At 72.5% G+C, this 21730-nt stretch carries 18 protein-coding genes; 6 read left to right on the top strand and 12 right to left on the bottom strand.

Annotated features, from left to right (window positions below; translation table 11 throughout):
- The 3 genes from AC1DT4_RS14795 to AC1DT4_RS14805 all read right to left on the bottom strand — a co-directional run.
- Positions 1-1526: acetyl-CoA carboxylase biotin carboxylase subunit (locus tag AC1DT4_RS14795; protein WP_477090559.1), on the bottom strand; the 1526-nt coding region annotated here is incomplete at its 3' end.
- Between the two features lie 210 nt (positions 1527-1736).
- Positions 1737-2213 (bottom strand): aromatic ring-opening dioxygenase LigA, encoded by a 477-nt coding sequence (locus AC1DT4_RS14800; RefSeq protein ID WP_477090560.1) that lies wholly within the window; start codon positions 2211-2213, stop codon positions 1737-1739.
- Between the two features lie 114 nt (positions 2214-2327).
- Positions 2328-2969 carry a nucleoside triphosphate pyrophosphatase gene (locus AC1DT4_RS14805; RefSeq protein ID WP_477090561.1) on the bottom strand — a complete coding sequence of 214 codons (642 nt, stop codon included), beginning with the start codon at positions 2967-2969 and terminating at the stop codon, positions 2328-2330.
- A 132-nt stretch (positions 2970-3101) separates the two neighbouring features.
- On the opposite strand from AC1DT4_RS14805, the gene AC1DT4_RS14810 reads away from it, so the two are divergent.
- Positions 3102-3794: a vitamin K epoxide reductase family protein gene (locus tag AC1DT4_RS14810; RefSeq protein ID WP_477090562.1), complete on the top strand. Its 693-nt coding sequence runs from the start codon at positions 3102-3104 to the stop codon at positions 3792-3794.
- A 57-nt stretch (positions 3795-3851) separates the two neighbouring features.
- On the opposite strand, the gene AC1DT4_RS14815 is transcribed toward AC1DT4_RS14810, so the two are convergent.
- Genes AC1DT4_RS14815 through AC1DT4_RS14830 form a run of 4 tightly spaced genes read right to left on the bottom strand, consistent with a single transcriptional unit; the run spans position 3852 to position 8019 of the window.
- Positions 3852-5573: a DUF885 domain-containing protein gene (locus AC1DT4_RS14815; protein ID WP_477090563.1), complete on the bottom strand. Its 1722-nt coding sequence runs from the start codon at positions 5571-5573 to the stop codon at positions 3852-3854.
- A 40-nt stretch (positions 5574-5613) separates the two neighbouring features.
- Complete coding sequence (locus tag AC1DT4_RS14820; protein WP_477090564.1) at positions 5614-5838, bottom strand: acyl-CoA carboxylase subunit epsilon; 225 nt, start codon at positions 5836-5838, stop codon at positions 5614-5616.
- Positions 5831-6400 (bottom strand): hypothetical protein, encoded by a 570-nt coding sequence (locus AC1DT4_RS14825; RefSeq protein WP_477090565.1) that lies wholly within the window; start codon positions 6398-6400, stop codon positions 5831-5833. The genes AC1DT4_RS14820 and AC1DT4_RS14825 overlap by 8 nt, the downstream gene beginning before the upstream one ends.
- Positions 6397-8019 carry an acyl-CoA carboxylase subunit beta gene (locus AC1DT4_RS14830; RefSeq protein ID WP_477090566.1) on the bottom strand — a complete coding sequence of 541 codons (1623 nt, stop codon included), beginning with the start codon at positions 8017-8019 and terminating at the stop codon, positions 6397-6399. Before AC1DT4_RS14830 ends, AC1DT4_RS14825 begins: the two co-directional genes overlap by 4 nt.
- Positions 8020-8123: 104 nt before the next feature.
- On the opposite strand from AC1DT4_RS14830, the gene AC1DT4_RS14835 reads away from it, so the two are divergent.
- Both AC1DT4_RS14835 and AC1DT4_RS14840 read left to right on the top strand, forming a co-directional pair.
- Entirely contained in the window at positions 8124-8975 is an 852-nt protein-coding gene (locus AC1DT4_RS14835; RefSeq protein ID WP_477090567.1) for a biotin--[acetyl-CoA-carboxylase] ligase, read from the top strand.
- A 14-nt stretch (positions 8976-8989) separates the two neighbouring features.
- A complete protein-coding gene (locus tag AC1DT4_RS14840) occupies positions 8990-10066 on the top strand; it encodes an adenylate/guanylate cyclase domain-containing protein (RefSeq protein ID WP_477090568.1) in 1077 nt (358 codons plus the stop codon).
- Positions 10067-10075: 9 nt separating this feature from the next.
- Here AC1DT4_RS14840 and AC1DT4_RS14845 read toward each other — a convergent pair whose 3' ends face one another.
- On the bottom strand, positions 10076-10360 hold the full coding sequence (locus AC1DT4_RS14845; protein ID WP_477090569.1) for a helix-turn-helix domain-containing protein: 285 nt from the start codon (positions 10358-10360) through the stop codon (positions 10076-10078).
- Between the two features lie 67 nt (positions 10361-10427).
- Here AC1DT4_RS14845 and map point away from each other — a divergent pair, with 67 nt between their 5' ends.
- Positions 10428-11204, top strand: coding sequence for a type I methionyl aminopeptidase (gene map / locus AC1DT4_RS14850; RefSeq protein WP_477090570.1), 777 nt, complete (start codon positions 10428-10430; stop codon positions 11202-11204).
- Here map and AC1DT4_RS14855 read toward each other — a convergent pair.
- Positions 11201-11938 (bottom strand): SOS response-associated peptidase, encoded by a 738-nt coding sequence (locus AC1DT4_RS14855; protein ID WP_477090571.1) that lies wholly within the window; start codon positions 11936-11938, stop codon positions 11201-11203. The two genes, map and AC1DT4_RS14855, sit on opposite strands and share 4 nt — an antisense overlap.
- A 105-nt stretch (positions 11939-12043) precedes the next feature.
- On the opposite strand from AC1DT4_RS14855, the gene AC1DT4_RS14860 reads away from it, so the two are divergent.
- Together AC1DT4_RS14860 and AC1DT4_RS14865 are read left to right on the top strand one after the other, a co-directional pair.
- Complete coding sequence (locus AC1DT4_RS14860; protein ID WP_477090572.1) at positions 12044-13345, top strand: multidrug effflux MFS transporter; 1302 nt, start codon at positions 12044-12046, stop codon at positions 13343-13345.
- Between the two features lie 219 nt (positions 13346-13564).
- Entirely contained in the window at positions 13565-16675 is a 3111-nt protein-coding gene (locus tag AC1DT4_RS14865; protein ID WP_477090573.1) for an Ig-like domain-containing protein, read from the top strand.
- Position 16676: 1 nt separating this feature from the next.
- On the opposite strand, the gene AC1DT4_RS14870 is transcribed toward AC1DT4_RS14865, so the two are convergent.
- The 3 genes from AC1DT4_RS14870 to adhE all read right to left on the bottom strand — a co-directional run bounded on the left by AC1DT4_RS14870 (position 16677) and on the right by adhE (position 21657).
- Positions 16677-17900, bottom strand: a complete 1224-nt coding sequence (locus tag AC1DT4_RS14870; protein WP_477090574.1) for a pyridoxal phosphate-dependent aminotransferase — start codon at positions 17898-17900, stop codon at positions 16677-16679.
- Positions 17901-18290: 390 nt separating this feature from the next.
- The gene (locus AC1DT4_RS14875) at positions 18291-18797 is read right to left on the bottom strand and encodes a hypothetical protein (protein WP_477090575.1); all 507 of its coding nucleotides are present in this window, start codon (positions 18795-18797) and stop codon (positions 18291-18293) included.
- Between the two features lie 130 nt (positions 18798-18927).
- A complete protein-coding gene (adhE, locus tag AC1DT4_RS14880; RefSeq protein WP_477090576.1) occupies positions 18928-21657 on the bottom strand; it encodes a bifunctional acetaldehyde-CoA/alcohol dehydrogenase in 2730 nt (909 codons plus the stop codon).
- Positions 21658-21730 lie beyond the last annotated feature (73 nt).

The following is a 21730-nucleotide window of genomic DNA, read 5'->3' on the forward strand; positions in this document are numbered from 1 at the left end:
GGGCGACGCGCGCCCGGACCGGCCGGCCCCGCGCCCCGGCCGAGGGCGAGCGCGGCGGGCAGCACGACCTCGAGCCGCTTGCCGCCCACCTCGACGACCACGCGCTCGAGCGCGGCCGGCTCCTCGTCCTCCTCCTGCGGTGCGGCAGGGGCGAGCGCGGCGACCGTCTCGGCGAACTCGGTCTCGATCCAGCGCGTGTGCACGGAGAACGGCTGAGCGGGGTCCTTCGGGGCGAAGGCCTCGGCGTCGAGCACCGCGCGGTGGAACGGGACGACGGTCGGGATGCCGACCACCTCCAGCTCGGCCAGCGCCCGGCGCGCCCGCGCGAGCGCCTGCGGCCGGTCGGCGCCGGTGACCACGAGCTTGGCGATCATCGAGTCGAACAGGCCGGACACGCTGTCGCCCTCGACCACGCCGGAGTCGACCCGGACGCCCGGGCCCGAGGGGAAGCGCAGCGTGCTGATGCGGCCCGGCGCCGGCAGGAAGCCCGCGCCCGGGTCCTCACCGTTGATCCGGAACTCGATCGAGTGGCCGCGGGTCTCCACGTGGTCGTAGCCGAGGGGCTCGCCGGCGGCGATGCGCAGCTGCTCACGGACCAGGTCGATGCCGCTGATCTCCTCGGTGACCGGGTGCTCGACCTGCAGGCGGGTGTTGACCTCGAGGAACGAGATGGTGCCGTCGGCGGCGACCAGGAACTCGCAGGTCCCGGCGCCCACGTAGCCCGCCTCGCGCAGGATCGCCTTCGACGACTCGACCAGCTGGGTGCGCTGGGCGTCGGTGAGGAACGGGGCCGGTGCTTCCTCGACCAGCTTCTGGTGCCGACGCTGCAACGAGCAGTCACGCGTGGACACGACGACGACCGTGCCGTGGGTGTCGGCGAGGCACTGCGTCTCGACGTGCCGCGGCCGGTCGAGGTAGCGCTCGACGAAGCACTCGCCGCGGCCGAACGCGGCGACGGCCTCGCGCGTCGCGGACTCGAACATCTCGTCGATCTCGCCGGACTCGCGCGCGACCTTCAGGCCGCGGCCGCCGCCGCCGAACGCCGCCTTGATGGCGACGGGCAGGCCGTGCTCGGCCACGAACGCGTGGATCTCGTCGACGCCCTGCACCGGCTCCGGGGTGCCCGCGACCAGGGGCGCGCCCGCCCGCTGCGCGATGTGCCGCGCACTGACCTTGTCGCCGAGCGCGTCGATGGCCGACGGCGGGGGACCGATCCACACGAGCCCGGCGTCCAGGACGGCCTGGGCGAACCCGGCGTTCTCGGCCAGGAAGCCGTAGCCGGGGTGCACGGCGTCGGCGCCGGACCGGCGGGCCACGTCGAGCAGCTTGGCGATGTCGAGGTACGTCTCGGCCGCCCGGGCGCCGTTCAGCGCGAACGCCTCGTCGGCGATCCGCACGTGCAGCGCCTCGCGGTCGGTGTCGGCGTAGACGGCCACGGAGCCGATCCCGGCGTCGCGACAGGCTCGGGCGATGCGGACGGCGATCTCACCGCGGTTGGCGATGAGGACCTTGGAGATGGCGGGCACGGCTCACCGTAACGCCCGGCGCGGGCCCGACCCCCGCCCTGGCCGTGCGCCTCGGCAAGATTGTCGATCCGACCAACCGTCCAGGGGCGCGGTTTGTAGGGATCCTCAGGTGCGGTGCTCAGGGTGGGCGGTTTGCGGTGGGCGAGTTGTCAGAACGGCACAAGCACGGCGAGCCCGGCCCCCTGGGGGGCCGGGCTCGGAGGGTGCTCGTCAGGCGCGGGCGAGAAGGTTCTCGTCGGCCGGCGCGACGATCTCGGGAGCGGTCGGCGCGATGCGACGCAGCGCGAAGCCGATGAGCCCGAAGACCACGCCGATCCCCATCACCAGGGCGGCGACACCGAAGGCGACGACCGAGGTGAACAGCGAGGCCCGCAGGAAGGAGCCGTTCATCGCGACGGCGCGCAGCGGGTCCTCCTTGTCCAGCTCGGCGTAGGTCTTGCCACCGGTCGCCTCGAGCGCGTGGTGGTTGATGATCTCGGCCTGCGCGTACGCCTCCCACGGCGTGTTCACGGTCTGGCCGCCGAACGCCGCAGCGTCTTCGCTGACGGTGATGTTCTCGGCGCTGAGATGGCTGGAGACGGCCCCCCAGGTCACCACGCCCGCGATGATGAACACGGCGCCGGCGATGATGGCCAGCAAGCCGGAGACGCGGACGAAGCGGTTGTTCCTAGCAGTGTCGGTCGACATGTCATGTCCTTGGACGCCCCTCGCGGGCCCGGCCTACCCGGCCCCGATGGGCCTCTCGGGCTGGCCCACGTGAACATCGTTCACCTGCGGAAACGGCCTTCCCTGGGACCTAGGTCAGGACTTTCGCCAGAGCTCGTGCATGCTCACGCCCACCTCGCCGAGCAGCTCGCGCAGCAGCGGGAGGCTCAGTCCGACGACGCCGTGGTGGTCGCCCTCGATCTTCTCGACGAACGGGCCGCCGAGCCCGTCGACGGTGAACGCGCCGGCGACCGCGAGCGGCTCGCCCGTGGCGACGTAGGCGTCGATCTCGGCGTCGGAGAGGTTCGCGAACGTCACGGTCGTCGACGACGTGCCCCCGAGCATCGCCGGCACGTCGCGCTCGTCCATCAGCCAGTGGCCGGTGTGCAGCACGCCCGTCCGGCCGCGCATCGACCGCCACCTCGTCGTCGCGTCCGCCGCGTCCGTGGGCTTGCCGTAGATCTCGCCGTCGAGCTCGAGCATCGAGTCGCAGCCCAGCAGGAGGAGGTCGTCCGCGTCCTCGAGCTCCTCGGGCAGGTGCCGCGACACGTCCTCGACCTTCGCCTGCGCCAGCAGCAACACCGCGTCCGCCGGGTCCAGCGCCCCGAACCGCTCGCGTGCGGCCGCCAGGACTGCCTCCTCGTCGACCCCCGACACCGCGACGAGCGGGTCGATGCCCGCGGCCTGCAGGGTGGAGCGGCGGGCGGGGGAGGCGGAGGCGAGCAGCAGACGGGTCACGGGTGGGGAGCCTAGTTCGTCGGCGGACCGATGGTCCTGGTCCGGTGCACGGGTTGCCAGGGCACAATGGGCGCGCTGTGGTCGGGTGCGCGCGGGCGGTACCGCCGGCCCGAGGTCACGAGGAGGCGCTCTGTGGGTGACGCGACGAGGTCGTCGGCGAAGGACAGGCACGACGACCCCATCGACGAGTTCGACGACGACTACGTCGACCCGGACCCCGACCTGCTCGAGCCGCCGACCCAGGCGTGGCGGGCGCGCACCGCGATCGAGATGGTCGTCTCGGGGGCGCTCGGGCTGCTGGCGTCCTTCGTGCTGTCGATCGAGGCGCTCAAGCTCGCGCTCGACAAGGACGCCACCTTCACCTGCGACTTCAACACGGTGATCAGCTGCAGCACGGTGGCCAAGAGCTGGCAGGCCGAGCTGTTCGGCTTCCCCAACGCGTTCCTCGGCATCGCGGCGGAGGCCGTGGTCATCACGGTGGCCGTCGCGGTCCTGGGCGGGGTCCGATTCCCGCGCTGGTTCATGCTCGGCGCGCAGGCGATCTACACGCTCGGCTTCCTCTTCGCGTGGTGGCTGTTCTTCGAGGCCTACTTCGTGATCAAGGCCCTGTGCCCGTGGTGCCTGCTCATCACCGTGACGACGACGCTCGTCTGGGCGGGTCTGACCCGGCTGAACGTGCGCGAGCGTGTCATCGACCTCCCGGGCCGCTGGGGGCCGGCCGCGCGCCGGTTCGTCGAGCACGGCAACGACTGGTTCGTCACCGCCGCGCTCATCGTGCTGCTGGCGGCCGCCGTGGTGCTCAAGTACGGCTCCTCGCTCCTCTGACGGCACTGACGACGACGGGCCGGTGGCACCTCGCCACCGGCCCGCCGTCGTTCGTCGTCAGCTCGCGAAGGCGGCTTTCAGCGTGTCCAGCGGCAGCGAGCCCATGTTCAGCGCGCGGGCGTGGAAGGCCCGGATGTCGAACTCCTCGCCGGCCTCCTCCGCCTTCGCCCGGGCGGCGTCGCGCGTCTGCTCCCAGATGCGCTGGCCGATCTTGTACGAGGGGGCCTGGCCCGGCCAGCCCAGGTACCGGTTCCACTCGAAGCGGATGAACGCCTCGGGCATGTTGACGTTGGCCTTGAGGAACTCCCAGCCCTTGTCGGCGTCCCACGTGCCCCCGCCCCACTCCTCGGGGGCCTCGAGGCCGAGGTGCACCCCCAGGTCGAAGACGACGCGCGCGGCGCGCATCCGCTGGCCGTCGAGCATGCCGAGCCGGTCGCCCGGGTCGTCCAGGAAGCCGAGGTCGGCCATCAGTCGCTCCGCGTAAAGGGCCCAGCCCTCGCCGTGGCCGGACGTCCAGCACGCCAGCCGGCGCCAGGTGTTGAGCGTCGCCCGCTGGAACACCGCCTGGCCCACCTGGAGGTGATGGCCCGGGACGCCCTCGTGGTAGACGGTCGTCTTCTCGCGCCAGGTGTTGAAGGTGGTGACCTCCGGCGGCACCGACCACCACATGCGGCCGGGACGGCTGAAGTCGTCGCTCGGGCCCGTGTAGTAGATGCCGCCGCTCTGGGTCGGGGCGATCTTGCACTCGAGCGTCAGGATGGGGACCGGGATGTCGAAGTGCACGCCGTTGAGCGCCGCGATCGCGGAGTCGGACGTCTCCTGCATCCATGCCTGCAGGGCCTCCGTGCTGGTCAGCGTCCGGGCCGGGTCCTCGTCGAGCTTGGCGACGGCCTGCTCGACCGTGGCGCCCGGGCCGGCGATCTGCGCGGCGACGGCCTCCTGCTCGGCCACCACGCGCGCGAGCTCCTCGAGCCCCCACTTGTAGGTCTCCTCGAGGTCCACCGTGGCGCCCAGGAACGCGCGCGACCACAGCGCGTAGCGCTCGCGGCCGGCGGCGTCCTCCTGCGGCGCCTGCGGAGCGAGCTCGTCGGACAGGAAGGCCGCGAGCTTTGTGTAGGCGCCGCGGGCCGCGGTGGCGCCGTGCTCGAGCTCCGCACGGACCAGGGAGCACGCCGCGGAGTCGTCGAGGACCGAGTCGACGGCCTCGCCGGTGATGAACGTGATGAAGAACGAGGTCTCGGGGTCGGCCAGCTCGGCGGCCTGGCGGGCGCACTCCTGCACCTGGCGAACGGCGGCGACGGCCCCGGTGCTCGCCGCGAGCCGGAGGGACTCGATGTACCCGTCGACCGCGAACGGCAGCGCGTTGAGGCGCGCGGCGATGTTGGACCAGGCCTCGACGTCGCCGGTCGGCATGATGTCGAAGATGTCGCGCAGGCTCTGCACCGGCGACGCGATGTTGTTGAGGTCCCGCAGGAACTCGCCCGCGGCGTGCAGCTCGACCTCGAGGCCCAGGCGCTCCTGCATGGCGGCCAGCGTGATCTGGTCGACCTCGTCGGTCGGGGCGACGCCGTCCAGCGTCTGCAGCGTCCGGCGCGCGAGGTCCGCGCGCGTCTCGAGGCCGGCGGGGGAGAGGTCGGTCATCTCGTGGTCGTGGCCCGCGATGCCCATGGCGGTGGCGCCGAGGGGGTCGAGGGTCGCGTACTCGGTGATGTAGGCCTCCGCGATCACGTCGATCGGGGAGGCGGCACGCACGTCGGTGGAAGTCGTCGTCGAAGTCACGCGCCCGACGATACTCGTCGGTAGGTCGCGGCTTCCCGCGTCAGCCGCGCAGGCTCCAGCGCCAGGCGTCCGGCCCGGGGCGCAGGCCCACGCGCGTGCCGCGCATCGTCCGCCGGCGATCCGCCCAGGGCGCGGCGACGGCCCGGTCCGTGATCTCGGCGAGGCGGGCGCGCTCGGAGGCGGCGGCCATCAGCCCGGCGACCAGCGCCGCGAGCTCCATGTCGTCGGGCGTACCCCGGACGACCTGCACGTGGGCGTCAGTCATCCGAGTCCTCCTCGTCGTCCTCGTCCTCCTCGAACGCCACCGCGGCGCCGCGCGAGACGCCCCACTCGCCCACCTCGAACCCCGCGTCGACCAGGTGCTGCGCGATGTCCGCGCCGCCCTGCTCGACCAGGTCGAGGACGGAGTCGAGCGAGAGGTCCGACGTCCCCGCAGGTGGGCCGACGACGAACCCGAGGTGGAACGTGTCGACCTCAGCGTCGTTCGGCGGCGCGTCGGCGTCGCCGTGCTCGTCGTCGCCCCAGGACATGCCCGTGAGGTCGGCATGCAGCCCGAGCCGCTCGTGCAGCAGGTCGTACAGCCGCGCGTTGAGGCCGCCGATCTCCGACTCGAGGGCCAGGATGCGCGGGTCCTCGTCGGCCTCGGTCGACCCGAACTCGGCGCGGACGCCGACCGCGACGTCGACGTAGCCGTGCAGCACGGCCGCGAGCGCGTCGACGGCGGCGTGCAGGTCCGCGGGGTCGACGCCGACCAGCGGCTCGGGGCCGTGCGCGGGGTCGTCGTGCCCGCCGTGCTCGTCGGCGTGGTCGTGCGCGTGCTCGCTCACAGCGGGATGTTCCCGTGCTTCTTGGGCGGCAGGCTGGCGCGCTTGGTGCGCAGCAGCCGCAGAGCCTTGGTGATCTCTGCGCGGGTCTGCGCCGGCGCGATCACCGCGTCGACGTAGCCGCGGTCGGCGGCGTCCCAGGGATTCACGATGGCCTCCTCGTACTCGGCCGTCAGGCGTCGGCGCTCGGCCTCGACGTCCCCACCCGCGTCGGCGACGGACTTGAGCGCGCCCCGCTGGAGGATGTTCACCGCGCCCCCGGCGCCCATCACGGCGATCTGTGCGGTGGGCCAGGCGAGGTTCACGTCGGCGCCGAGCTGCTTGGAGCCCATGACGATGTACGCGCCACCGTACGCCTTGCGGGTGATGACGGTGACGAGCGGGACGGTCGCCTCGGCGTACGCGTAGATGAGCTTGGCGCCGCGCCGGATGATGCCGTTCCACTCCTGGTCCGTACCCGGCAGGAACCCCGGGACGTCGACGAACGTGAGCACCGGGATGTTGAACGCGTCGCAGGTCCGCACGAAGCGCGCGGCCTTCTCGGCCGCGTTGATGTCCAGAGTCCCGGCCATCGACATGGGCTGGTTGGCGACGATGCCGACGGGGTGCCCCTCGACGTGCCCGAACCCGATGAGCACGTTCTGGGCGTACAACGGCTGCACCTCGAGGAGTACACCGTCGTCCAGCACGTGCTCGATCACGGTCCGCATGTCGTACGGCTGGTTGTCGGAGTCGGGCAGGAGCGTGTCCAGCTCCTCGTCCACCTCGGTGAGGTCCAGCTCCGTGTGGTGGTCGAAGATCACCGGGTCGGTGAGGTTGTTCTGCGGCAGGTAGGTCAGCAGCGAGCGCACGTAGTCGAACGCGTCGTCCTCGTCCGAGGCCATGTAGTGCGCGACGCCGGAGCGCGTGTTGTGCGTGGTCGCGCCGCCCAGCTCCTCGAAGCCGACGTCCTCGCCGGTCACCGCGCGGATGACGTCGGGGCCGGTGATGAACATGTTGGACGTGCCGTCGGCCATGACGATGAAGTCGGTGAGCGCGGGGGAGTACACCGCGCCGCCGGCCGACGGGCCGAGGATCAGGCTGATCTGCGGGATCACGCCGGACGCGGCGACGTTGCGCCGGAAGATCTCGGCGAACTGCGTGAGGGCCGCGACGCCCTCCTGGATGCGGGCGCCGCCGCCGTCGCTGATGCCGATCAGCGGGACGCCGGTGCGCAGCGCCAGGTCCATCACCTTCGTGATCTTCTGGCCGTGCATCTCGCCCAGGCTGCCGCCGAACACCGTGAAGTCCTGCGAGTAGATGCAGACCGGGCGGCCGTCGACCGTGCCGTGCCCGACGACGACACCGTCGCCCTCGATCCGCTTCTTGTCGAGCCCGAAGTTGGTGGACCGGTGCCGGACGAACGCGTCGACCTCGGTGAACGAGCCTTCGTCGAGGAGCTGCTCGATGCGCTCGCGGGCGGACCGCTTGCCGCGCGCGTGCTGCTTGTCGACGGCCATCTGCTCGGCCGCCTGGGCGGCGCCGTAGCGGTCGACGAGGTCGGCCAGCTTGGCGGCCGTGGTGCGCGGGGCCGTCTCGACGGGTTGTTGGGGGCGGATGCCTTGATGGTCCGTGTCAGTCACCCGACCGAGGCTAGTTGTCGATGACCACCATGCACGTGCAGGCGGATCACGGTGTTGCCCGCGTCGGGGTGTCGGGTTCCCACAACGCGGGCCATCATGGCGCCATGCCCTCCCTGCGCGCCGACGAGCTCCGCGACCTCCTCCTCGCCCCCGCAGGCCCGCTGTCCAGGGTCGAGATCGTGGAGCGCACGGAGTCGACCAACACCGATCTCGCGGCGGACCTGCGGGCGGACCCGACCTCGTGGCCGGACGCCAGTGTGCTGGTCGCCGAGTACCAGGCCGGCGGGCGCGGCCGGGCCGGGCGCTCGTGGGAGACACCGGCCGGTACCTCGCTGACCTGCAGCTTCGTCGTCCACCCGCCGGTTCCCGCGGCGCTGTTCGGGTGGATCGGGCTGCTGGCGGGCCTCGGCGCGGTGAACGCGCTGCGGGCGACGGCCGGCGTCCCCGCGACGCTGAAGTGGCCCAACGACCTCCTCGTCCCGGCGGAGACCGAGGTGGAGGGTTGGGGGCCTGCCCGCAAGATCGGCGGGATCCTCACCGAGGTGGTCGCGCTGCCCGCCGGCCAGGCGCCCGCCGTCGTCATCGGGATCGGGATCAACGTGAGCCAGCGTGCCGACGAGCTGCCGGTGCCCAGCGCCACCTCGCTCGCGCTCGCGGGAGCCCAGCACATCGACCGTGAAGGGATGCTCGTGGCGCTCGTCGCGGCGCAGCTCGAGGTGGCCCGGCGATGGCGCGACGCCGGCGGGGACGCGAGCGCGTCGGGCCTCGCCGACGAGATCGCGGCGGTCTGCAGCACCCTCGGGACCGTCGTGCGCGTGGAGCTGCCGGGCGGCGAGTCGGTGAGCGGCCTCGCCGAGCGGCTCGACGACGACGGGGCGCTGGTCGTCGTCGACGACGCGGGGACCGCGCACCGGGTGCTCGCGGGTGACGTGCGCCACGTCCGCGCCGCCGGGTGAACTACCCTCGACCCGTGCCGGACGATCGATCGCAGGACCTCGACTTCGTCGAGTCGACGGTGGGTGAGCTCGACGCGGAGCTGCTGGGCGGGGCCCGCACCCTGAGCGCCCGGGACCTGGCGGAGCGCGCCGGGATCGAGATCGACGTGGTCCGCGGATTCTGGACGACGATGGGGCTCCCGCACGCGGACCCGGGCGACCCGATCTACACCGAGCGCGACGCCGAGGCCATCGACCGCGCCGCGGCGCTCGTGCGCGAGCACGGTCTGGACCTGCGGACGGTCATGACCGTCACCCGGGCCCTCGGCCACACCTCCGACCGGCTCGCGCTCTGGCAGGTCGAGGCGCTGGTGGAGGACATGGCTGGGCGGTACGAGCTCGACGACACCACCGCGCGGCTGCTGGTCCTCGACCGGCTGGCCTCCCTGGCGCCCGTGCTCGAGGCCCAGCTGGTGCACTCGTACCGACGGCAGCTGGCGGCGATCGCCGGTCGGTACGCCGGCGAGTTCGGGCAGCTCCGCGCGCCGGGCCCCGAGAGCTCCGCCCTGCCGCTCGCACGCGCCGTCGGGTTCGCGGACATGGTCTCGTTCACGCGACGCACCGCCGGGCTCGGGTCCACCGACCTCTCGCAGTTCGTGCAGCGGTTCGAGGCGGCGGCGCGCGACATCGTCTCCGCCGGGGGCGGGCGCGTGGTCAAGACCATCGGCGACGCCATCCTCTTCGTCGCCGACAGCCCCGGCACCGGTGCGGCGATCGCCCTCGGCCTGGCCGAGGCGCTGGGCAAGGAGCTCGACGTCGACCGCGAGACCACGACCGGCGGACTGTTCGAGGGCGCGCGCGGCGTCACCCCCGTCCGGGTCGGGCTCGTCTGGGGACGGGTGCTGTCGCGGTTCGGCGACGTGTTCGGGCCCGATGTGAACCTCGCCGCGCGCCTCACCGACATCGCCGACCCCAGCACCGTGCTGGTCGACGCCGCCACGGCCGAGGCGCTCGCCACCGACCCGCGGTTCGTGCTCGAGCCGCGGCCCGCCCGGCGGCTGGCGGGGATCGGGTCCGTGCACCCGGTCCGGCTGCGGTCCGCGGGGGCATAGGCGCGAGCCCTACGAGGCCAGCCGCTCCCGCGACCTCGCACCGGCGAGCGCCGGCTCGTTGATCTCGGCCCAGACCTCGTCGAGGGACAGTCCGAGGACCGCGGCGATCGCGGCGATGGTGGGAAAGGCGGGCGTCGCGACGCGGCCGGTCTCGATCTTGCGGAGGGTCTCCGGGGAGATGCCGGCGTCGAGCGCGGTCTCGAGCATCGAGCGCTCGCCTCGGGCGCGACGCAGCAGGGCACCGAGGCGCTGTCCGCGCTCGACCTCGTCGGGGGTGAGGGGCAACCTGACCATGGCACCGATACTAATACCGGCATAGTATTGCCGGGATAGTTATTGGTCGTCGAGAGAAGTCGCCGTCATGATCGAGATCCTGAGCCCCGCCGAGCTGGTCAAGGCACGGGCCACGGGCGCCCTGGTCGCCGACATCCTGCAGGCGCTGAAGGCCCGCGCCACGGTCGGCACGAACCTCCTGGACATCGATCGCTGGACCCGGGCGATGATCGGCGAGGCCGGGGCGCAGTCCTGCTACGTCGACTACGCGCCGTCGTTCGGACGCGGTCCCTTCGGCCACTACATCTGCACGTCGGTGAACGATGCCGTGCTCCACGGGCTGCCCCACGACTACGCGCTCGCCGACGGCGACCTGCTCACGCTCGACCTCGCCGTGTCCCTGGGCGGCATCGCCGCGGACTCGGCCGTCAGCTTCCTCGTCGGCGACGCGCGGCCCGCGGAGAGCGTCGCGATGATCGACGCGACCCAGCGCGCGCTGCGTGCCGGCATCGCTGCCGCCGGCCCCGGTGCCCGCATCGGCGACCTCTCGCACGCCATCGGCACGGTCCTCAGCGAGGCCGGGTACTCGATCAACACGGACTTCGGTGGTCACGGCATCGGCTCGACGATGCACCAGGACCCGCACGTCGTGAACTCCGGGCGGCCGGGCCGCGGGTACCGGCTACGGCCCGGGCTGCTGCTCGCCCTGGAGCCCTGGGTGATGGCGGACACGGACGAGCTGGTCACCGACGCCGACGGGTGGACGCTCCGCAGCGCGACGGGCGGCCGGACGGCGCACAGCGAGCACACCATCGCGATCACCGACGACGGGGCCGAGATCCTCACGCTGCCGACGCGGGACTAGCCGGTCGGCTCCGGCTCGACCTCGTCGACCAGCGACGGGCCGTTGTTCGCGACCGTGTTGACGGCGGTCGACACCGGGGTCGCGACGATCTCCGGGGCCGGTGCCTCCAGCAGCTCGCGGGCGCCGTCCGCGCCGACCGCCGGGTCGAGCCAGTCCGACCACGCCTCGGCGCGGAGCATGAGCGGCTGGCGGTCGTGGATGTGCGCGAGCTCCTCGGACGCCGGCCGCGTGATGACGGTCGCGCTGACCACCCAGCGCTCGGGGTCGTCGTCGGACTTCGTGGGGTCCTTCCAGAACTCGTACAGGCCCGCCAGTGCGACGACGTCGCCGTCGGCGGGGTGCAGGTAGAACGGCTGCTTGCGCTTGGTGACCGCGCCGGGCTCGGGCTTCTTCCACTCGTAGTACCCGTCGGCCGGCAGGAGCGCGCGTCGCACGGCGAACGGGCGCGCGAACGCGGGCTTGTCGGCGATCGACTCCACGCGGGCGTTGATCATCCGGTTGCCGACGGAGATGTCCTTGGCCCACGACGGCACCAGGCCCCACCGCGCGACCCGGAGCTGGCGGGTGATCTCGCCCGTCTCCTTGTCGGCGCGCTCGACGACCATGCGGACACCGTCGGTCGGGGCGACGTTCCAGGACGGCGGCAGCAGCCGGACGTCGTCGGCGATGGTGGCGATGGCGAACTCGTCGGCCAGCGCCTGGTCCTCGCGGAAGGAGGCATAGCGACCACACATGCGCTCAGCGTGCCAGCAGCCACCGACGTGCGCGGGATCCGAGGAGAGCGCGGCGGACGTACGCCATATCGAATCGATTCGTTGTTTGTGGGAGACTGGGTCCCGATGAGCTCTCGCACCACCCCTCCCGCCCCGACCGACCCCGCGCCGGCCGCCGGCGTCGTACCCCCCGGGGTGGTGCCGGTGGTCGCGGCCGCACCGACCCCGCAGTACCGCCCCAACGCGAAGTACGTGCTGCTGCTCGGCCTGATGTGCGCGCTGCCGGCCATCTCGACCGACATCTACCTCCCGTCGCTGCCCGACGTCGCGCGTGACCTGCACACGTCGGCCACCGCGGCGCAGCTGACCATGACGGCGATGCTCATCGGCGGCGCCGTCGGGCAGCTGGTGATCGGGCCGCTGTCGGACCGGTTCGGGCGTCGCAAGCCGGTGCTGGTCGGCGTCTCGCTGCACGTCGTCACGTCGATCCTGTGCGCGCTCGCCCCGGCGATCGTGCCGCTCATCGCGCTGCGGACGATGCAGGGCTTCTTCAACGCGTCGGCCAGCGTGGTCGCGATGGCAGTGATCCGGGACCGCTTCGTCGGCGCGGACGCCTCGCGCCTGATGTCGCGCCTCATGCTGGTCATCGGCGTCGCGCCGCTGTTCGCCCCCTCGGTCGGCGGGCTCATCGCCGGCGAGTGGGGATGGCGGGCGGTGTTCCTGGCGCTCGCGCTCTTCGGCGTCGTGCTGTGGGTCGTCGTCTGGCGCCGGCTGCCGGAGACGCTGCCCCCGGAGCGGCGTCGGCAGGGGGGCCTGAGGCCCGCGCTGGCCGGGTACCGGAAGCTGCTGCGGGACCGCCACTTCGTCGCCCTGGCGATCCTGCCGGGCCTCGGGGTCGCCGTGCTCATGAGCTACGTGGTCGCGTCGCCGTTCGTCCTGCGCGAGGGGTACGGGCTCTCGGCGCACCAGTTCTCGTTGCTGTTCGCCGTCAACGGGATGGGGCTGGTGGCCGGCGCGCAGGTCAACGCCGCCCTGGTCCGCCGGGTCGCGCCCATCCGGATCGTGCGCGTCGTCCTGCCGGTCTCCCTGGGGCTCACGCTCGTCCTGCTCGCGATCGCGATCACGGGCTGGGGCGGGCTCACCGCACTGCTCGTCGTCCTCTGGCTCATCCTGGCGATGGTCAACTTCGTGCCGCCCAACGCCTCCGCGCTCGCGCTCAGCCGGCACGGCGAGGTCGCCGGGACGGCGGCCGCCGTCATCGGCGCGACCCAGGCCGGCGTCTCGGGCATCGTCAGCCCGCTGTCCGGGCTGCTCGGCGGCGATGCCGTCGCCATGGCCTCGGTCATGGTCGGCGCCTCCTTCGCGGCCCTGCTCGTGCTCGCCCTGGCCACGCCCGCCTACCACCGCGACGGTGCCTGGGCGGTATGACCCCACCCGTTCGGGTGAGCGGAGAATGGCTCTCTGACCAGGCGTTTCGCCCATCTCGGGACAACTGCCGCGGGTGAAGTCCACTCTCCGGTGGCCATGACACGTCCGGCCCTGCCGCGCGGCTGCCGATGTCTTTAGCGTGCCCGTCGACCCCCGCCTCGACGACCGCACGCCTGGAGAACCCCGGAGCGTGTGAGGCCGCCGGAAGGACCGAACCGCATGCTGCGTCGCCTCGTGCTCAGCCTCCTCGTCGCCGTGCTCGCGCTCGGCAGCGCGGCCGTGCCCGCCATGGCGTCCGGAAGCGCTGACCTGTTCCCGCGCGTCGGTGCGTCCGACGCCGCGTGCGACGCCGCGCACCCGTGCCGTGCCGCCCTCGAGTGGCGCACCAACGCCTACGGACCGGCGGGAGACACCCAGATCCAGCGCCGGACGATGTTCACGGTCTTCGCCCACGCGGGGGAGCAGATCCTCACCGGGTCGTCGTCTATCGGCACGGGCAGCGCCGACATCGTCGTCTGGAACCCCGGCGTCGTCACCAACACGGAGGCGGCCACCCTGCCGGCCGTGGTGGACGGGACCAACGGGTTCAGCTGCGCGGCGCACCGGCCGGACGCGACGAGCCTCGTCGGCAAGATCAGCACCCGCGCCCAGGAGCTCGCCCGCGCCCAGTCCGTCGACGGGACGCAGAAGCTCGCGGGCTACGTGCCCTGCGTGTACACGGCCCCGGTCGAGGGTCTGTACCGCGTCGCGTTCTACGGTGCGGCGGGAGCGAGCAACGCCGCCGACGGCACGCCCGACCGGCACCTCGACCCCGCGGGCGGCTTCCTGGCCGCCGCCGGCTCGTCGATCAACGCCTGGGACCTGACGGTCCGCGCGGGGACGGACAACGCGTCCGTCGTCGACATCCCCGGCCGCGCCTTCACCTACGTGCTCGCCGGCTTCACCGGCGGCAACCCGCGGCCGGTCACCATGAAGCTGTTCCTCAACACGCTCGACGGCTACCGGTACGCGGTGGACACGCACGGGTTCGACCCCAACGGGTTCGTGTTCTACGGCAACCGCGAGGGCTTCCTCGACGCCGACGGCACGACGCCCCTGAACCACGACGTCGTCGGCACGGGCAGCGCGCCCCAGCAGCTGCCCGGGCTGGTCGGCGGCGTGCACCTGGCGAAGCCGCAGTACCCGCTCTCGTTCGAGCCGCTGGCGTCCGAGACCCTCGACGCGCTCGGCATCCCGCGCAACCCCGTCCCGCCGACCCTCAGCGCGGTCGACTTCAGCGGCCTCGCCACCGACCACGGCAGCTACGTGGGCCAGGGGGGGACGTTCGAGCTCGAGGCCGGCTCGGGCGGCACCTACGAGATCGTCATCTCACGCGACGGCGCCAACTTCGACGCGGGCCTGCCGGGCAACCGCGCGCTGCGCGGCGTGGTCCCCGCGGGCACCTTCTCGGTGACCTGGGACGGCAAGGACAACAACGGCGTCGCGCTGCCCGTGAAGAACGGGTACGCGGTCAAGGCCGTGCTCCGGGCGGGCGAGTACCACGCGCCGATGCTCGACGTGGAGAGCTCGACGCTGGGCGGACCGAGCATCACGCTGCTCAACCCACCGAACAACACCTGCCCGTTCACCGGGGTCGCCAGCACGGGCACCAACTGCACGCGCGTGTTCTTCGACGACCGCACCTACCTCTCCAGCGCCGGCACGCGCGTCGGCGACCTGAGCTCGGGCACGCTCTGCGCGGCGTTCTCCGGTGCCATGCCGGCGCAGCTGTTCGCCGACCCCACGACGGGCATCGACAGCACCACCAACGCCCGGGCGTTCGGTGACGGCGGCGGTCTCAACGCCAACCAGCACTGCCCGGCGACGGGCGGCACGCTCGGCGACGCCAAGGGCCTCGACGTCTGGACCTACTTCCCGTCCCGGCAGACGGCGACCTCGCTCGACGTGCTCCCGATCCCGGCCGCGCCCGTCGCGCAGCCCGACACCGGCACGACCCCCGTCAACACCCCGCTCGTCGTGCCCGCCACGGGCGTGCTGGGCAACGACGCGGGCACCCGGCTCTCCGCGCTGAACGCCACGGTCCCGTCCCACGGGTCGGTGACCCTGAACCCCGACGGCTCGTACACGTACACGCCGGTCGCGGGGTACATCGGGACCGACCAGTTCCTCTACACGGCCACGGACGACTACGGGCAGACCTCCACGACGACCGTGACGATCACCGTCACGCCCGTCGCAGGTGACGACGCGTGGACCACCACGGTGAACACCCCGCTGACGGTCCCGGCCCCGGGCGTCCTGGCCAACGACGCCGGGACGGGTCTGGCAGCCGGCTCGGCGTCGAGCCCGTCCCACGGCACGGTCGTCCTGAGCCCGACGGGAGCCCTCGTCTACACGCCCGCCCCCAACTTCTCGGGCACGGACACGTTCACTTACGTCGCCTCCGCGGGCCCGCTCTCCGACGGCGCGACCGTGACGATCACGGTGACGCCGAAGGCCGCCGACGACGACCTCGGCACGGTCTCGCCCAACATCACGTCGACGGGCACCGGCCCGGGCGTGCTGGTCAACGACGCCGGCACGAGCCTCACGGTGACCGCCGTCGGCACCCCCGCGCACGGCACGGCGACGATCGCGCCCGACGGCGGCTACGCGTACACCCCGCCCGTGGGGTGGGGCGGCACGGACACGTTCACCTACACCGCGACGGACGGGTCGGGGCAGACGACCACCGCGACCGTCGTCGTCCGCGTGACGACGCCCGTCCAGCTCGCCCACGCGTTCGACGACACCGCCACCGGCGTCCCGGACCAGCCGACCACGCTGAACGAGCTGTTCAACGACTCGCCGGGCGACAACCTGGCGTGGGTCGTGCCGAGCGTCCGGCTGATCGACCCGGTCAGCGCGCTGCCCGTCAGCACCGTCACGGTGCCGGGAGAGGGCACGTGGACCATCGACGCGGGGCAGGTCGTGTTCACGCCCGTGCCGGGCTTCCACGGCGACGCGGACCTCGACTACCAGGTCACCAACACGCGCGGGCAGGTCGTCACGGCGACGATGACGGTCACCTACCCGCCGCCGCCGATCTCCACCCTCGCCGCGCCGGTCCTCACCGTGACGGTCACGACGACGACGCCGGCGGCCGTCACGCCGACGGTCCGGAGGTCGACCGCGCTGACCGTGTCCATCACGACGCACGGCGGGACGTCGGCGAGCTCGCTGGCGACGACCGGCACCGACCCCGTGGTCGGCCTGCTGGGGGCGTTCTCGCTGGTGGGCGCGGGCCTCGCGCTCACGATGGGCCGACGCCGGCTGGCGCGGCGCCGCTGACTCAGCCCCGGTGGAGCCGGTGCAGGCCGGCGACGGCCTGCGCCAGCACCTCCTCGCGCTTGACGAACGTGAACCGGACCCACGACCGCAGCGCGGCGTCGACGTCCGAGCCGGCGTGCGTGAACGCGGTGACGGGCACCCCGACGACCCCGGCGAGGCCGGGCAGGTCGCGGCACAGGGCCGCGCCGTCGTCGTACCCGAGCGGCGTGGCGTCGGCGAGCACGAAGTAGGTGCCCTGCGGCCGCACGACCGCGAAGCCGGCGTCCTCGAGCCCGCCGCAGAGCAGGTCCCGCCGCCGGGACAGCGACGCGGCGAGCTCGACCACCCAGGCGGCGACGTCCGGGTCGCGCAGCGCGAACGCGATCGCCGGCTGGAACGGCGCGCCGTTCACGTACGTGAGGAACTGCTTCACGGTCCGCACCGCGGTGACCAGCTGCTCCGGCCCGGTGACCCAGCCGATCTTCCAGCCGGTGAACGAGAACGTCTTGCCGGACGACGAGATCGTGAGCGTCCGCTCGGCCATGTCCGGCAGGGTGGCGATGGGCACGTGCACCGCGGAGGACCCGTCGAGCACGAGGTGCTCGTACACCTCGTCCGTGACCACCACGGCGTCGTGCTCGACGGCGAGCCGGGCGATCGCCGCGAGCTCGTCGCGCGTCAGCACCGTGCCCGTCGGGTTGTGCGGGGTGTTGACCAGCACCAGCGTCGTCTTCGGAGTGAACGCGCGGGTCAGCGCGTCGAGGTCGAGCCGGAACCCGTCCGGGGTCGCGCGCAGCGGGGCGGTCGTGTGCGTGGCGCCGGCCATCGCGATGACCGCCGCGTAGGAGTCGTAGAAGGGCTCGAGCGTGAGCACCTCGTCGCCGGGACCGGCGAGGGCCAGCACCGTCGCGGCGATGGCCTCGGTCGCGCCGGCGGTGACCAGCACCTGGCTGTCGGGGTCCCAGCGCAGGCCGTACCGGTGCTCCTGGTGCTCCGCGACGGCCTCCCGCAGCGCAGGGATGCCCGGGCCGGGCGGGTACTGGTTGGCGCCGGCGGCGATCGCGTCCGCGGCGGCGCGGGCGACCGAGGCGGGGCCGTCGACGTCGGGGAAGCCCTGGCCCAGGTTGACCGCGCCCGTGCGGGCGGCGAGGGCCGACATCTCGGCGAAGACCGTGGCCCGGGGGACGCCGTCGTCGCCCATCAGCCCGGTCGCGCGGGCGACGTCCTGCCAGCGGGATGCGGTCATGCGTGAAGGTTAGGCGGTGAGTCGAACCGAACCCGGCCCGGAGGCGGGTTCAGGAGCGCCGTGCGCTCAGCTCACCAGTCCGGTCGCGGCGGTGAGGCCCGCGACCACGACCAGTGCAAGGGACGCCCAGGCTGCGACGATCCACCACTCCACGTGGTGTCGCCGCAGAACCCGCTGCGCTTGACGTTCGGCCATACCTAGAAGATCGGCACGTCCCGCTCCAGGTACAACATCCCGCGCCGATGAGCGCGGAATTCACCCTTTCGGCACGCAACGGATCGATGGCCGGACACACGATGCCGGCGTTCGTCGCCGCTGGCCGGGGAGGGGACGAGCACGCAACGGATCGACTGCCGGACACACGATGCCGGCGGTCGTCGCCGCCGGCGCTCAGCTGGTGCCTGCGGCGTCCAGCTTGTCGCTGAGCGTGGCGAGCTGCTGCGAGATCGCGTCGAGGCCGTCGGCCGCGGCGCCGGTGGCGTTCGCCTTGGCGGAGTCGAGCTCGGCCTGCGCGTCGGCGACCTGCGCCTGGGCATCGGCCAGCGCCTGCTGCGACGCCGCCGAGCCGTCGGCCTTGGCCTTCTCGAGCGCCGACTGGGCGTTGGCGACCGCCGCCTGGGCGTCGGTGACGGCCTTGTCGCCCTTGTCGTCGAGGTCGCCCAGCTGCTCCTTGAGGTCGGTGATCTTCTGCGCGGCGGCGTCGGCCTCGGCCCTGGCGTCGTCGACCTGCGCCTTGAGGTCGTCGACCGCGCTCTGGGCCTGGCTGGCCGCGTCCTTGGCCTGCTGCGCGGCGTCGTCGATCTCGGCGTCGGAGCACGCGGCGAGCCCGAGCGCGAGGAGGGCGGCGACGACGGGGGCTCCGACGCGGGCGAGGCGGGGGCGGGTCGGGCTGGGCATGCGGTCCTCCGGTGGTTCCGATGGTGGTCACGGCGGGTGCCACAGTCTGCCCGTCCGCGCGCCGACACGCCCAGCGACGCAGGCCGACGCCCCGCCCACGCGTGCGCGGGCGGGGCGTCGGGACGAGCGGCTACGACGCGGGGGAGGGGACCCTGTCGATCGCGGGCTGCTCGCTGCGGCGCGTGCGGACGTCTCCCAGGGACGTGCCGTAGTACGCCGCGGTCATGAGGTCCTTCATGTCGTCGATCATCGGCATCCGCGGGTTCGCCGGGGCGCACTGGTCCTCGTAGGCGCCCATCGCGACCTCGTCGAGCCGGGCCAGGAACTCCTGCTCGTCGACGCCCTGCGCCCGGAACGAGGACGGGATGCCCACGCGGGCCCGCAGGGACTCCACGGCGAGCGCGTACGACTCGACGCCCTCGGCGGGGGTCGACGCCGGCAGCCCGAGCGCCGCGGCGAGCTGCTGGAACCGCTCGGGAGCGACGTAGTGCTCGTACTTGGGCCAGCTGGTCAGCTTCGTCGGCACCGTGCCGTTGTAGCGGATCACGTGGGGGAGCAGCGTCGCGTTGGTCCGGCCGTGCACCAGGTGGTACGTGGAGCCGACGACGTGCGCCATGGCGTGCACGATGCCGAGGAACGAGTTGCCGAACGCCATGCCGGCGATCGTCCCCGCGTTGTGCATGGTCGCCCGCGCGTCCTGGGTGGCCGGGTCGGCCGGGTCGCCGTTCACCGACGGCGCCAGGTTGTCGAAGATGAGCCGCACCGCGTGCAGGGCCATGCCGTCGGTGAAGTCGTTGGCGTAGACGCTGACGTACGCCTCGGTGGCGTGGGTGAGGGCGTCGAAGCCCGAGTCGGCCGCGAGCGAGGCCGGCATCTTCGCGGTGAGGACCGGGTCGATGATGGCGACGGACGGGGTCAGCGCGTAGTCGGCCAGCGGGTACTTCTTGCCGGCCTCGGGGTCGCTGATCACGGCGAACGGCGTCACCTCGGCGCCGGTGCCCGACGTGGTCGGGATGCACACCAGCTGCGCGAGCTCGCCGAGCACGGGGAACTTGAACGCGCGCTTGCGCACGTCGAAGAACTTCTGCTTGAGGTCGGAGAAGTTGATCTCCGGGTGCTCGTACAGCAGCCACATGACCTTCGCGGCGTCCATGGGCGAGCCACCGCCGAGCGCGATGATCGTGTCGGGACGGAAGTGGCGCATCTGCGCGGCCCCCGCCTGCACGGTCTTCACGGACGGCTCGGGCTCCACCTGGTCGATGATCTGCAGCGCGACCTTGGAGGACCGGCGGTTCAGGACGTCGATGATCTTGTCGACGAAGCCCAGCGTGGTCATGGTCGCGTCGGTGACGATGGTGACGCGCTCGACGTCGGGCATGTCCGCCAGGTAGCGGATGGCGTTCGGCTCGAAGTACGTCTTGGCCGGCACCTTGAACCACTGCAGGTTGTTGTTGCGACGGCCGATCCGCTTGACGTTCACCAGGTTCACCGCCGAGACGTTGTTGGACACCGAGTTGTGGCCGTACGAGCCGCAGCCGAGCGTGAGCGACGGGATGAACGCGTTGTAGATGTCGCCGATGCCGCCCAGCGACGAGGGCGCGTTCGCGATGATCCGGACGGCCTTGACCCGGCTGCCGAACTCGTCGGTGAGGGCGTCGTCCTGCGTGTGGATGGCGGCGGAGTGCCCCAGGCCGTCGAACTCGACCATCTGCTCGGCCAGCCGGATGCCGTGCTCCGTGGACTCGGCGCGCAGCACCGCCAGCACCGGCGCGAGCTTCTCGCGCGTCAGCGGCTCCTGCGGCCCGACGCCGCTGACCTCGACCAGGATGATCGACGTGTCGTCGGGGACGGTGAAGCCCGCCTGCGCGGCGATCCACTGCGGGCTCTGGCCGACGACCGCGGCGTTCAGCTTCGCCTCGCCGCAGTTCTTCCCCTCGGCCTCGACCCCGAAGATGAACCGCTCGAGCAGCGCCTTCTCGGCCGCGTCCGCCCGGTAGGCGTGCAGGACGGCGAACTCGGCGAGCGCGGCGTCGTAGATCGCGTCGTCGAGGATGACGGCCTGCTCGGACGCGCAGACCATGCCGTTGTCGAACGCCTTGGACAGGACGACGTCGTTGACGGCGCGCTGCAGCTTGGCGCTCTTCTCGATGTAGGCGGGCACGTTGCCCGCGCCGACGCCGAGCGCCGGCTTCCCGCACGAGTACGCGGCCCGGACCATGGCGTTGCCGCCGGTGGCCAGGATGAGCGCGATGCCCGGGTGGTTCATCAGCGCGGTGGTCGCCGCGATCGACGGCTGCTCGACCCACTGGATGCAGTGCTCGGGGGCTCCCGCGGCGACCGCGGCATCGCGCACCACGCGCGCGGCGGCCACGGAGGAGGCCTGCGCGCTCGGGTGGAACGCGAAGACGATCGGGTTGCGGGTCTTGAGCGCGATGAGCGACTTGAAGATCGTGGTCGACGTCGGGTTGGTCACGGGCGTGACCCCGCAGATGACGCCCACGGGCTCGGCGATCTCGGTGATGCCGGTGAGCTCGTCGCGGGAGATGACGCCGACCGACTTGAGCGTGGACATCGAGTTGGTGACGTGCTCGCACGCGAAGATGTTCTTCACGGCCTTGTCCTCGAAGACGCCTCGCCCGGTCTCGTTGACCGCCAGGAGCGCGAGCTCGCCGTGCTTGTCGAGCGCGGCGACCGAGGCCTTCTTGACGAGGTGGTCGACGTCCTCCTGCGTGAAGCGCGCGTACTCGGCCAGCGCCTTGGCGCCCTGCGCCACCAGCTGGTCGATCGCGGGGGCGGGGTCGGTCTCCTGGGGGGCGGTACGCCCCTTCGGGCGGGACGTGGTGTGATCCGTGACGGTCACCGTTCTTCTCCCTGTCGAGGCGGTGTCGAGACCTTGCGGCTCGACGTTCTCGACGTTACGGACGCGGGAGGCG

It is taken from the genome of Cellulomonas sp. P4_D11 (genome assembly GCF_056401915.1).

Coding starts and splice junctions, on each gene's coding strand:
- AC1DT4_RS14800 (WP_477090560.1), bottom strand. CDS start 2,213: ATGTCGACCGACACTGCTAGGAACAACCGCTTCGTCCGCGTCTCCGGC.
- AC1DT4_RS14865 (WP_477090573.1), top strand. CDS start 13,565: ATGCTGCGTCGCCTCGTGCTCAGCCTCCTCGTCGCCGTGCTCGCGCTC.
- AC1DT4_RS14870 (WP_477090574.1), bottom strand. CDS start 17,900: ATGACCGCATCCCGCTGGCAGGACGTCGCCCGCGCGACCGGGCTGATG.
- AC1DT4_RS14855 (WP_477090571.1), bottom strand. CDS start 11,938: ATGTGTGGTCGCTATGCCTCCTTCCGCGAGGACCAGGCGCTGGCCGAC.
- AC1DT4_RS14820 (WP_477090564.1), bottom strand. CDS start 5,838: ATGACTGACGCCCACGTGCAGGTCGTCCGGGGTACGCCCGACGACATG.
- AC1DT4_RS14835 (WP_477090567.1), top strand. CDS start 8,124: ATGCCCTCCCTGCGCGCCGACGAGCTCCGCGACCTCCTCCTCGCCCCC.
- AC1DT4_RS14845 (WP_477090569.1), bottom strand. CDS start 10,360: ATGGTCAGGTTGCCCCTCACCCCCGACGAGGTCGAGCGCGGACAGCGC.
- map (WP_477090570.1), top strand. CDS start 10,428: ATGATCGAGATCCTGAGCCCCGCCGAGCTGGTCAAGGCACGGGCCACG.
- AC1DT4_RS14860 (WP_477090572.1), top strand. CDS start 12,044: ATGAGCTCTCGCACCACCCCTCCCGCCCCGACCGACCCCGCGCCGGCC.
- AC1DT4_RS14875 (WP_477090575.1), bottom strand. CDS start 18,797: ATGCCCAGCCCGACCCGCCCCCGCCTCGCCCGCGTCGGAGCCCCCGTC.